The organism is Streptomyces sp. NPDC002838 (genome assembly GCF_040295365.1).
Lineage (GTDB): Bacteria > Actinomycetota > Actinomycetes > Streptomycetales > Streptomycetaceae > Streptomyces.
Genome location: NZ_JBEOVF010000006.1, coordinates 296845 through 308848, shown reverse-complemented (window position 1 = coordinate 308848; position 12004 = coordinate 296845). Strand labels below are relative to the sequence as shown.

Below are 12004 nucleotides of genomic sequence, written 5' to 3'. Positions count from 1 at the left end.
CCCCCCCCCCCCCCCCCCCCCCCCCCCCCCCCCCCCCCCCCGCCCCCCCCCCCCCGCCCCCCCCGCGGGCAACCGCCCCCCCCCCGGCGCCCCCCCCGCCCCTGCCAGCGCCGGGGCCCCCACCTCGGCGTCGTAACCCCCCGAGTACGGCTAGGGTCAGCCGTGCTTGGCGCGGCTCGCCGCGCGGGCGCGCTCGCGGGCGTCCAGGTTCACCTTGCGGATACGAACCGCCTCCGGGGTGACCTCGACGCACTCGTCGTCGCGGCAGAACTCCAGCGACTGCTCGAGCGACAGCTTGCGCGGCGGCACGATCGACTCCGTCACATCGGCCGTGGACGACCGCATGTTGGTGAGCTTCTTCTCCTTGGTGATGTTGACGTCCATGTCGTCGGAGCGCGAGTTCTCGCCGACGATCATGCCCTCGTACACCTCGGTGCCCGGCTCCACGAAGAGCACGCCGCGCTCCTGAAGGTTCGTCATCGCGAACGCGGTGACCGCACCGGCGCGGTCGGCGACCAGCGAGCCGTTGTTACGGGTCTGCAGGGTGCCGAACCAGGGCTCGAAGCCCTCGTGGATGGAGTGGCCGATGCCCGTGCCGCGGGTCTGCGTCAGAAACTCGGTCCGGAAGCCGATGAGACCACGCGACGGCACGACGAACTCCATGCGCACCCACCCGGAGCCGTGGTTGGACATGTTGTCCATACGGCCCTTGCGGACACCCATGAGCTGCGTGACCGCGCCCATGTGCTCCTCGGGCACGTCGATGGTCATGCGCTCGACGGGCTCGTAGACCTTGCCGTCGACGTCCTTGGTGACGACCTGCGGCTTGCCGATGGTCAGCTCGAAGCCCTCGCGGCGCATCGTCTCGACCAGGATGGCGAGCGCCAGCTCACCGCGGCCCTGGACCTCCCAGGCGTCCGGCCGCTCGGTCTCCAGCACGCGCAAGCTGACGTTACCGATCAGCTCACGGTCGAGCCGGTCCTTGACCTGCCGGGCGGTGACCTTGCGGTCCTTGACGGCCGCCTTCGCGTCCGCGCCCTTGCCGGTGCCGCCGCGGCCGACCAGCGGCGAGGTGTTCGTACCGATGGTCATGGAGATCGCGGGCTCGTCGACCGTGATCAGCGGGAGCGGGATCGGGTTCTCGGTGTCGGCGAGGGTCTCGCCGATCATGATGTCGGGGATACCGGCGACGGCACAGATGTCACCGGGACCGGCCTTCTCCGCCGGCTTCCGGGTCAGCGCCTCGGTCATCATCAGCTCGCTGATGCGGACGTTGCTGACGGAGCCGTCACGCTTGATCCAGGCGACGGTCTGCCCCTTGCGCAGCTCGCCCTGCTCGACGCGGAGCAGGGCGATACGGCCGAGGAAGTTGTCGGCGTCGAGGTTCGTGACGTGGGCCTGCAGCGGGGCGGCCTCGTCGTACGTCGGCGCCGGGATGTGCTCCAGGATCGTCGAGAAGAACGGCTCCAGGCTGGTGGAGTCGCCCGGCACGGTGCCGTCCTCGGGCTTGGTCAGCGAGGCGATGCCGTCACGACCGCACGCGTAGACGATCGGGAACTCGATCTGCTCCTCGTCGGCGTCGAGGTCGAGGAAGAGGTCGTACGTCTCGTTCACGACGTCGTCGATACGGGCGTCCGGCCGGTCCGTCTTGTTGATGCACAGGATGACGGGCAGGCGCGCCTGCAGCGCCTTGCGCAGCACGAACCGGGTCTGCGGCAGCGGGCCCTCGGAGGCGTCGACGAGGAGAACGACACCGTCGACCATCGACAGACCGCGCTCGACCTCGCCGCCGAAGTCGGCGTGGCCGGGGGTGTCGATGATGTTGATGGTGATGACGTCCCCGCCGGCCTTCGGGTGGTACTTCACCGCGGTGTTCTTGGCGAGGATCGTGATGCCCTTCTCACGCTCCAAGTCGTTCGAGTCCATCATGCGGTCGTCGAGATTCTCGGCGGCGTGCGCGGCGAAGGCGCCGGCCTGCTTGAGCATGGCGTCGACGATGGTCGTCTTGCCGTGGTCGACGTGGGCGACGATGGCGACGTTACGGATGTCGTGGCGCGTGGCCATATTGCGGCGTTCTCCCGGAGTGTGAGGATGGCCTGCGCGTACGTCTGTGTTACGCGGACCCTGCCGGGCTGGACATGCCACGGCCTCGTTCCATGGTACGGGGCTGTGGCGGGGGCCGCTTTCTCAAGGCCGGTGACCGGGCCCACACCCTCACCATGGGACGGGGCCGCCTGGCTCTGCGCGTGTGGTGGTGTCCCGACTCGCCTTCTTGACCGATGAGTTGCCTGTACGGACTGCTCCTTTCCGTTTTCTTACCTCAAGTTTCTCTCAGATCACTGTGCAATCAGTGATCACCGTCATAACTTGACCTGGCTCCGTCAAGCGCATCGGGGTGAAGGGGGACGTGGCCGGTCCTGAAGAGCGGCCACGCCGGATGAAACGGGGAACGACTGTGAGCAGGAGACTGACGTCGATAGCCGTGGCCACTGGCGTTGCTGCGGCTTCGATCGTGGTTCTCGGGCCGGTGACCGCGGCCAGTGGGGCTGAGCTCATCTGTGAACCGGGCGCGCGATCGGTCAAGTGGGTCGTGACGAACCGGTCCCGCGTGCTGACGCACAAGGTGCAGGGTTACGAGAAGGGTTACTCGGGCGGCAGTGTCACCATCACCAAGACGCTGGGGCATGACACGACCGTCACCTCCGGGCGCAGCGTCAGCGGGGGTGTGAGCGCCGGCTTCGGTGTGACGAAGGTCCTGGCGAGCCTCGATGCCCATGTCGAGGGCTCGTACACCCACGAGGAGGCGAAGACCACGACCAGGTCGGTCACCTTCTCCGAGACCTTCACGAAGAAGGGGCAGTACTTCTTCTTCCGCGGGACCGTCAAGGCCACCGGTACTTGGCAGGGCTTCCGCTGCGACAGGGGGACCAAGTGGATCGAGCAGGCCCACGGCACGGCCAAGACCTTCAGCGCACAGGTGAAGGGCGCCGTACGCTGCGGTGAATCCGTGAACAGCAAGAGCCTTGGCCGTCTGGTGCAGCAGCGGTTCTGCTGACTCGAGGCGGGTGTGGCCTACAAGGCTGGATGATGAGCGCGGCCGGACCTCTGTCGGGGTCCGGCCGTGGTGCGTTTCGGATCGTGTCGGCGAGGTGCCGAGCCGAGGTACGGCCGATACAGGGTTTTCCCTATGACGTGACTGTGAGGGGCCTCATTGATCGCGCCCGCAGCTTCGCGACGCTAGGGTGGCCGGAATGCGCGGTCGGCTGGGTGGGTTGGTCGCGATTTGCTCCGCTTACAGCGTTGAGAGTGTTCCTCCGCTGTCGAGTGCAACTCATTTTCCGTCAGCTCGTCCGATATCCGAACCCCAGGTGTCGATACTTGTGTAACAAGTCCGTTTCGCAGGGATCTTTCGGCAAACCGTTTGTCCGTATTTTGGAAGATGTACGCGCCAGGTGTGATCGAACCGAGACCTTATGACTGTGGTTCAGTCATGAGACATGGCAGATAGTTAGGCGCGTAGAGCTCGGGTCGACGAGTCATCCATTGCAGGAGGGCGCCGACTCACGAGCGTACGGGTGCACCCGATCTTCCCCGTTCCAATCGTCCGTGGGATGTCGTGTGCTCCCTCTTGCGGTGAACAAAAGGACTCATGAGGAGGAACCCATGCGTGGTGCCAAGAGCGCCAAGTGGGTCGCGGGGGCGATAGTCATTGCTCTGGCCGCGACTGCCTGTGGAGGCAGCGACGACGACAGCGGCAACGGCAGCGGTGGCTCCGCCAAGGCTGGTGGCACCTTCAGGATGGGCATCACCGAGCCGGTGGCCATCGACCCCTACAACGCTCAGGAGTCCGAGGGCATCCTGGTCGCGGACAACCTCTTCACGGGGCTGTACGACGCGACCAAGGACGGCGAGGTCGTTCCGGCTCTGGCCGCATCCAGAGAGGTCAGCGCCGACGGCAAGACGTGGACCTTCAAGCTCAAGTCGGGCACGAAGTTCTCCAACGGCGAGGCCGTGGACGCGGAGTCCTTCATCCGCGGCTGGAACCGAGTGGCACAGAAGACGTCCGCGTCCGACGTGGCCTACCACCTGGGCGGCATCGAGGGCTTCGCGGACGTGCAGTCCGGCAAGTCGAAGGAGATGTCGGGCCTGAGCGCTCCGGACCCGAACACCCTTCAGGTGAAGCTCTCCGTCCCGGACTTCGAGTTCTACATCAAGACCACGCACACGGTCTTCAGCCCCGTTCCCAAGGTCGCGGGCGACGGCAAGAACAAGGCGTTCAACGAAGCCCCCATCGGCAACGGGCCCTTCAAGATGCAGGGCACGTGGGAGCACAACAAGTCGATCACCCTCGTCCGCAACGACGACTACGGCCTGACGAAGGCCAAGCTGGACAAGGTCCAGATCGACATCCTCAACTCCAACAACGGTGTGACGCTGGAGTACCAGGGCTTCGAGTCGGGCCAGTACGACTGGGCCCGGATGCCCACCCCGCAGATGCCGGCCGCCAAGGCCAAGTACGAGCCGCAGGGGCAGTGGCTCACGGACGACACCAATGGCATGAACTACCTCTTGGCGATCACCGACAACGGTCCGCTGAAGGACAAGAAGGCGCGCGAGGCCGTCTCCTACGCGATCGACCGGGACGCCATCATCAAGGGTGTCTTCCAGGGCATGATGACCAAGTCGGGGACGATCCTGCCGCCGGTCTTCAAGGACGTGTACCAGCAGGACCTGTGCACCTCCTGCCTCAAGCAGGACAAGGCCAAGGCCAAGCAGCTCGCCTCCGAGGCCGGCCTGAAGCCGGGCAGCACCCTTGAGATGGCCTACAATACCGGTGCCGGCCACGAGGAGTGGATGCAGGCCGTCAAGCAGCAGCTCGAGGACGTCCTCGGCGTGAAGGTGAAGTCCACCGGCAAGCCGTTCGCCGAGCTGCTCGACGACCAGCAGAAGCCGGGCGCCACGGGCCTGTACCGCTTCGCCTGGGGTGCGGACTACCCGACACCGGACAACTACCTGTACCCGCTGTTGTCCACCGCGTCCATCAACAAGGACGACTCGGGCAAGGTCATCGGTGACAACCGGTCCCGCTACAGCAACAAGACGTTCGACGACCTGGTGGCCAAGGCCCGCGCCACCAAGGACCAGGCCGGCCGCAACGAGCTCTACAAGCAGGCAGAGAAGATCGCCGTGGGCGACCTCCCCCTGATCCCGCTGTGGAACCGCACGCAGCAGCGTCTGGCCAACACCAAGAAGTTCGCGGGCCTCGAGATGGACTTCCACGAGAACCCGAACGTCGCTGAGATCGGCCTGAAGTAGGCGGGCGCCGCGTAGCGCGGTGCCCGATGACGGGGGCCGTGGCGCCGAGCCGGACTCGGATGCCACGGCCCTCGACGACCGTCGGGAGGGCGCGATCCGCCCCCCCTTCTCCCACCCCCGCACCCCCCAACCCGGGGCTGGGAAGCTGCACGCACAGCGGCAGCGAGGCGCAGAGAGGCAAGTTCATGGGAAGGTATGTGGTCCGCAGGCTGGGCCAGTTGGTCGTGGTCGTGCTCGGCGCGACGATGATCCTGTTCGCCTGTCTGTTCGTGCTCCCCGGCGACCCGGTCGGGCAGATCGCCGGCAGTGACAAGGCGCGCGATCCGGCTGTGATCGAGCAGCTGCACAAGCAGTACGGGCTCGACAAGCCCCTGGTTGTGCAGTACGGCAACTACGTCGGCAAGCTCGTCACCGGAGATCTCGGCGAGGACTACACACAGGGCAGACCGGTCTCCGAGATCCTCGGGCCGAAGCTGGTCAACACGTCCAAGCTGGCCGTCGCGGCGATCGTGATCGACATCTTCATCGGTCTGTCGGTCGGTGTGGTGGCGGCGATGCGCAGATATTCGATCTGGGACGTGTCGGCGACCTTCATCACCACACTGGCCATCGGCGTGCCCTCGATCGTGCTCGGCATGATCATGCAGCGCGTCTTCGTGATCGAGCTGAACTGGTTCCCGCTGATCGCCGACGGCAGCCTCAAGTCGCTGGTGCTCCCGGCCGTGACGCTGGCGATCATCGATGCGGCCCTCGTCGCGCAGCTCGCCCGCAGCACGATGCTCGAGGTGCTGGGCGCCGACTACGTCAAGACGGCCGTGGCCAAGGGGCTTTCGCGCCGGACGGTCCTCTTCCGGCACATCCTGCGGAACTCCGTCATTCCCGTGATCACCTACCTGGGCATCTCCTTCGGCACCCTGCTCGGCGGCGCGATCATCACGGAGACGATCTTCAACTGGAACGGCATCGGTCTCGCGCTGATCCAGGCGATCCAGCAGAACAACAACCCCATCATCGTGGGGGTGGTGACGATCAGCGTGGCGATCTTCGTCCTTCTCAACCTGATCGTCGACCTGCTGTACGCCGCCCTCGACCCGCGTATCCGCCTTGCCTGACCCGCTGGGTCGCCCCCCTCTAGGAGTCACACCATGACCGAACTCGCCACGGGCCCGGGAGAGCCGAAGGCGGCCGATCCCGCAAAGGCCCAACAGGGCGCCGAACCCAGCGTCGCCCGGGTCAGTCAATGGTCCGACATCCGGCACCGCTTCTTCGCCAACAAGCTGGCCGTGGTCGGACTGGCGATCATCGTCCTTCTCATGCTGACCGCCGTCTTCGCCCCGCTGCTGGCGCCGTTCGACCCGCTCAGACAGGACCTGAACGCCACCCTCCAGTCCCCGGGCGGCGAGCACCTGCTCGGCACCGACGCGCTCGGCCGGGACCAGTTCTCCCGCCTCATCTACGGCAGCCGCGTCGCGGTGATCGTGGGCCTCGCCTCGATCCTCGTCGCGCTGACCATCGGCGTGACCCTGGGCGCCCTGGCCGGCTACTTCGGCCGTTGGGTGGACGCGGTGGTCATGCGCACGGCGGACGCCTTCTTCGCCTTCCCGCTGCTGATCGGCGCCATCGTCATCATCCTGCTGATGGGCCGCGGCGTGCTCCCTGTCGTGCTGTCGCTGGCCATCTTCCAGTGGGCCACCTTCGCCCGCCTGCTGCGCAGCCAGATCCTCTCCGTGCGCGAGATGGACTTCGTGCACGCCGCGCAGGCACTTGGGGCCAGCCGGAGCCGGATCATCCGCAAGCACATCCTGCCCAACTCGCTGACCTCGGTGCTGGTGTACGGCACGAGCAACGTCGGTATCGCGATCGTCGCCGAGGCGTCGTTGTCGTACCTGGGCGTCGGGGTGGACCCCGAGGTCGCGGAGTGGGGGAACATGATCGCCGCCGGCCGCGGGTTCATGGGGGTCAAGGACTTCATGTGGACCTACCCCAGCCTCGCGATCGTCATCACCGCGCTGGGCTTCATCCTGCTCGGCAACGGTCTGCGCGACGCGCTCGACCCGAAGCTCCGGTGAGGCGCAGCCATGAGTCGACCCCTCCTGAGCAAGCAAGACGAAGGTGATGGCATGACCAGCCTGGAGATGGCTCCCACGAACGCCGGGGCGGACGGGACCACGCCGCTTCTCGAAGTCCGTGACCTGCACGTGGAGTTCAAGGTCCGCGACTCCGTGACCAAGGCGGTCAACGGCGTCAACTACAGCGTGAACGCGGGCGAGACGCTCGCCGTCCTCGGTGAGTCCGGGTCCGGCAAGTCCGTCACCGCCCAGGCGATCATGGGCATCCTGGACAGCCCTCCCGGGCGGATCAGCAAGGGCGAGATCTTCTTCCAGGGCCAGGACATCCTGCGCCTGCCGGAGAGCGAGCGGCGCAAGCTGCGCGGCGCCAAGATGGCGATGATCTTCCAGGACGCGCTGTCCTCGCTCAACCCCGTGCTGTCCGTGGGCTTCCAGCTCGGCGAGATGTTCCGGTCCCACCAGGGCCTGTCCCGCAAGGACGCCAAGGCCAAGTCGATCGAGCTGATGGACCGGGTGCGGATCCCGGCCGCCAGGCAGCGCGTCGGCGACTACCCGCACCAGTTCTCCGGCGGTATGCGCCAGCGCATCATGATCGCCATGGCGCTGGCCCTGGAGCCGGACCTGATCATCGCCGACGAGCCCACCACGGCCCTCGACGTGACGGTCCAGGCCCAGGTCATGGATCTGCTCGCGGAGCTCCAGCGCGAGTACAACATGGGGCTCATCCTCATCACGCACGACCTGGGCGTCGTCGCCGACGTCGCCGACAAGATCGCCGTGATGTACGCGGGCCGGATCGTCGAGAGGGCGCCGATCCACGAGCTGTACAAGCGCCCGGCGCACCCCTACACCCGGGGTTTGCTGGACTCGATCCCGCGTCTGGACCAGAAGGGCCAGGAGCTGTACGCGATCAAGGGACTGCCGCCCAACCTGCAGCAGATCCCGCCCGGCTGCGCCTTCAACCCGCGCTGCGGCAGGGCACAGGACATCTGTCGCACCGACGTCCCGGCGCTTGTTCCGGTGACCGAGCGGGACGGCACCGAGCTGGTCGGCCGCGCCTCGGCGTGCCACTTCTGGAAGGAGACGATCCATGGCTGAGATCAGCAAGAACGACGAGCCGCAGGACGCCATGCCGAACGTCTCCGACGTCGAGATTGTGGACGCCAAGTCGGAGACCGCGGCGGTCGCCGCCATCGAGGCGCCCGTCGAACGCGGCGAGCCGATCCTGCAGGTGCGCAACCTGGTGAAGCACTTCCCGCTCACTCAGGGCATCCTGTTCAAACGGCAGGTCGGCGCGGTCAAGGCCGTCGACGGCGTCTCGTTCGACCTGCACCAGGGCGAGACCTTGGGCATCGTCGGCGAGTCCGGCTGCGGCAAGTCGACGGTCGCGAAGCTCCTGATGAACCTGGAGCAGGCCACCGCGGGCGAGATCTTCTACAAGGGCCAGGACATCACCAAGCTGTCCGGCCGCGCCATGAAGGCCGTACGGCGCAACATCCAGATGGTGTTCCAGGACCCGTACACCTCGCTCAACCCGCGGATGACGGTGGGCGACATCATCGGCGAGCCTTTCGAGATCCACCCCGAGGCGGCCCCGAAGGGCGACCGGCTCCGCAAGGTGCAGGAGCTGCTGGACGTCGTAGGCCTGAACCCGGAGTACATCAACCGCTACCCGCACCAGTTCTCCGGCGGCCAGCGCCAGCGCATCGGTATCGCGCGCGGTCTCGCGCTGAACCCGGAGATCATCATCTGCGACGAGCCGGTGTCGGCCCTGGACGTGTCCGTCCAGGCACAGGTCATCAACCTGATGGAGCGGCTGCAGGACGAGTTCACCCTCTCCTACATCTTCATCGCGCACGACCTGTCGATCGTCCGGCACATCTCCGACCGGGTCGGCGTGATGTACCTCGGCAGGATGGCCGAGATCGGCACCGACGAGCAGATCTACGACCACCCGACGCACCCCTACACCCAGGCGCTGCTGTCGGCGGTTCCCGTCCCGGACCCGGAGGCACGTGAGGGCCGCGAGCGGATCATCCTCACCGGCGACGTGCCGTCCCCGGCCAACCCGCCCTCCGGCTGCCGCTTCCGCACCCGCTGCTGGAAGGCCGAGGACAAGTGCGCCGAGGAGACGCCGCTGCTCGCGGTGCCCGAGCGCTTCAAGAACTCGGACTCCCCGGCGGCCCACGAGTCGGCGTGCCACTTCGCCGAGGAGAAGGACGTCGTGCACGCGGCCTGAGAACGTACGACCGCACGTGTCGCGGGGTGCCCGAGAGCCCAGGCTCCAGGCGCCCCGCATGCGGTTCTGGCCCCTCAGCCCTGATGCGTGAGGAGACGCAGGGAGGCCACCGGCGAGCGCACCTCGCCCGCCGCCGTCGGTACCTGGTGCCCCGGCAGGCAGCCCGATCCGCCGCTACATCATCCGGCGGAAACAAGCGCACTGTCGGTATTCGCTTGCGCGCCCTCGTCACTCGGGCCAACGTCGCCTGACACCTGACGAAGGCAGAGAAGATGACCATGCAGAGCCACCACGTCGACCACGCACTCATCCAGGCCGCGGCGCACGTCGCGCGCACTCGCTGCCGGGGCGACAACCACACCATGGCGGCTGCGGCTCGCGCGCAGGACGGCCGGATCGTCACGGCGGTGAACGCCTACCACTTCACCGGAGGCCCCTGCGCCGAGCTGGTCCTCATCGGCGCGGCAGCCGCCCAGGGCGCTTATGAGCTGGACACGATCGTCGCCGTGGGCGACCGCGACCGGGGGGTTGTCCCCCCATGCGGCCGGTGCCGTCAGGTCCTTCTCGACTACTTCCCCGCCCTCAAGGTCATCGTCGGCGAAGACGACCGCGTCCGAACCGTCCTGATCACCGACTTGCTCCCCGAAAGCTATGTCTGGGCCGATCACCAGCTCGACGCCGAGTAGACCGCCACTCAGCGCGAGTCGGCACCGCTGGCCGTCGGCAGGGCGAACGTTGTCTGATGCGGCATCAGGGACTGTCCGGGCGATCATGTGCGACCTCGTGGCTCGTTCCTCCCCGCGGGGCTATGCGAAGACGGCCAGGGTCACGGCTGCATAGGCTCCCTCCATGCCAAGCTCCGAACTTCAGCGGATCAACGCCTTCCTGTCCGCCTTCGCCCGCCGCCAGGCCGAGCGCATCGTCGACCTCCCTGGCGGGTTCGCTGTATATGACGACGCCTTCGCCCATTCCCGCGCGAACAACCAGGTCATCATCGATACCGCCGTCGATTCCGAGGCGCTGCCCACCATCGCGGAGGAAGCACTGGGCCATCTGCCACACCGACTGATCTCCGTCCTTGACAACGAAGTCGGAATGGCGTCCGCAGAACCGCTGATCCGGGCTGGATACACCCACTCCACCTATCTGGTCATGCTGCACGCAGGCACGGTGCCGGCCGGCAGGCCCGCGGACGAGGTAGCCCTCGACGCGATACGTACTCCACTCACGCGGCGATGGCAGGGCATCCTTCCGGACGTCGGCAATGAGGTCATACGCCACCTTGTCGACCGACGCGAGGCTCGCCGGCGCGGGGCCGACGTTGTTCGCTTCATCGGTGCCCGCACCCAGGAAGGTGAAGTCGCTTCATGGGCCGACCTCTATATGGACCTGGCAACTGGGGTGGCCCAGATCGAGGACCTGATCACCTCGGAGGCCCACCTCAGGTGCGGTTATGCCGATGCCGTCCTGACCACCGCCCTGCGCTTGGCTGTCGAAGAGGACTGCGGTGTCCGGTTCCTGACCGCCGATGCGACGGACTGGCCGCGCCACTGGTACGAGCGCCGCGGCTTCTCCGTCATCGGCCACTCGCACTGCTTCGAACGCGGATGATGAGAGGGCGAGTGGCAGTACGCGCTGGTGGCCAACTCGGAGGCGGGGAATTCGACGGTGTCGGCCGCGCAACGGAGGCGGGTTGCGCGCAGGATCGCCCGGAGTGCGGCTCTGACGACAGAGGCGGCGCGCGGGTCGTGGGGACTTCGGGACCGAGCCCAGGAGACCGATGAGTTTGCTGCACCACGTCGAACTGTGGGTCCCCGACCTGCCCCGCGCGGCCCGCGAATGGGGCTGGCTGCTCACTCGCCTCGGCTGCCGGCCGTACCAGCACTGGGAGCACGGCCGCAGCTGGCGGCTGGGGTCGACGTATCTCGTCGTGGAGCAGTCACCGGCGCTGACCGGCAGGCGCCACGAGCGCACGCGTCCCGGCCTCAACCACCTGGCCTTCCACGCAGGCAGCCGGGACGAAGTCGACGCCCTGGCGGCCGAGGCCCCCGCTCACGGCTGGACCCCGCTCTTCGCGGACCGGTACCCGCATGCGGGCGGCCCGCAGCACTACGCGGCGTACCTCACGAACACGGACGGCTTCGAGGTGGAGCTGGTGGCCGCAGAGCCCTCGCCGGCCGGCCCGGGGTGAATCACGCCGACGCCGAGCGGTATGCCGCCCCGGTCTGGCCTCGAACCGCTGTCGGGTGAGGGCAGGCGAAGGGGCTGGTGCCGCGTGCTGCCCGGCTCTCATCGCCCGGCGACGCTGCCCGGCCGTCAGGCGGCAGCTCGCGCCGGCGCCCTGTGCCGCGTCACCCGGGGCGGGCCACCTCTGCCCGGC

The 12004-nt window shown here is 67.3% G+C and carries 10 protein-coding genes; 9 read left to right on the top strand and 1 reads right to left on the bottom strand.

Features of this window, described 5'->3' with window-relative positions; all coding sequences use genetic code 11:
• Positions 1 to 156: 156 nt before the first annotated feature.
• Positions 157 to 2064 (bottom strand): translational GTPase TypA, encoded by a 1908-nt coding sequence (typA, locus tag ABT063_RS11520; RefSeq protein ID WP_351057037.1) that lies wholly within the window; start codon positions 2062 to 2064, stop codon positions 157 to 159.
• 544 nt (positions 2065 to 2608) lie between these two features.
• Here typA and ABT063_RS11515 point away from each other — a divergent pair.
• The 9 genes from ABT063_RS11515 (at position 2609) to ABT063_RS11475 (ending at position 11815) form a co-directional block, all read left to right on the top strand.
• Positions 2609 to 3055 (top strand): hypothetical protein, encoded by a 447-nt coding sequence (locus ABT063_RS11515; protein ID WP_351057036.1) that lies wholly within the window; start codon positions 2609 to 2611, stop codon positions 3053 to 3055.
• A 608-nt stretch (positions 3056 to 3663) separates the two neighbouring features.
• A complete protein-coding gene (locus ABT063_RS11510; protein ID WP_351057035.1) occupies positions 3664 to 5316 on the top strand; it encodes a peptide ABC transporter substrate-binding protein in 1653 nt (550 codons plus the stop codon).
• Between the two features lie 185 nt (positions 5317 to 5501).
• Entirely contained in the window at positions 5502 to 6428 is a 927-nt protein-coding gene (locus ABT063_RS11505; protein ID WP_351057034.1) for an ABC transporter permease, read from the top strand.
• 33 nt (positions 6429 to 6461) lie between these two features.
• Positions 6462 to 7385, top strand: coding sequence for an ABC transporter permease (locus ABT063_RS11500; protein WP_351057033.1), 924 nt, complete (start codon positions 6462 to 6464; stop codon positions 7383 to 7385).
• Between the two features lie 51 nt (positions 7386 to 7436).
• Positions 7437 to 8483, top strand: coding sequence for an ABC transporter ATP-binding protein (locus ABT063_RS11495; protein WP_351057032.1), 1047 nt, complete (start codon positions 7437 to 7439; stop codon positions 8481 to 8483).
• Positions 8476 to 9624, top strand: coding sequence for an ABC transporter ATP-binding protein (locus ABT063_RS11490; RefSeq protein WP_351057031.1), 1149 nt, complete (start codon positions 8476 to 8478; stop codon positions 9622 to 9624). The genes ABT063_RS11495 and ABT063_RS11490 overlap by 8 nt, the downstream gene beginning before the upstream one ends.
• A gap of 272 nt (positions 9625 to 9896) precedes the next feature.
• Positions 9897 to 10310 carry a cytidine deaminase family protein gene (locus tag ABT063_RS11485; RefSeq protein WP_351057030.1) on the top strand — a complete coding sequence of 138 codons (414 nt, stop codon included), beginning with the start codon at positions 9897 to 9899 and terminating at the stop codon, positions 10308 to 10310.
• 163 nt (positions 10311 to 10473) lie between these two features.
• Positions 10474 to 11235, top strand: a complete 762-nt coding sequence (locus tag ABT063_RS11480) for a GNAT family N-acetyltransferase (RefSeq protein WP_351057029.1) — start codon at positions 10474 to 10476, stop codon at positions 11233 to 11235.
• 175 nt (positions 11236 to 11410) lie between these two features.
• Complete coding sequence (locus ABT063_RS11475; RefSeq protein ID WP_502990798.1) at positions 11411 to 11815, top strand: VOC family protein; 405 nt, start codon at positions 11411 to 11413, stop codon at positions 11813 to 11815.
• The last annotated feature ends 189 nt before the right edge of the window (positions 11816 to 12004 follow it).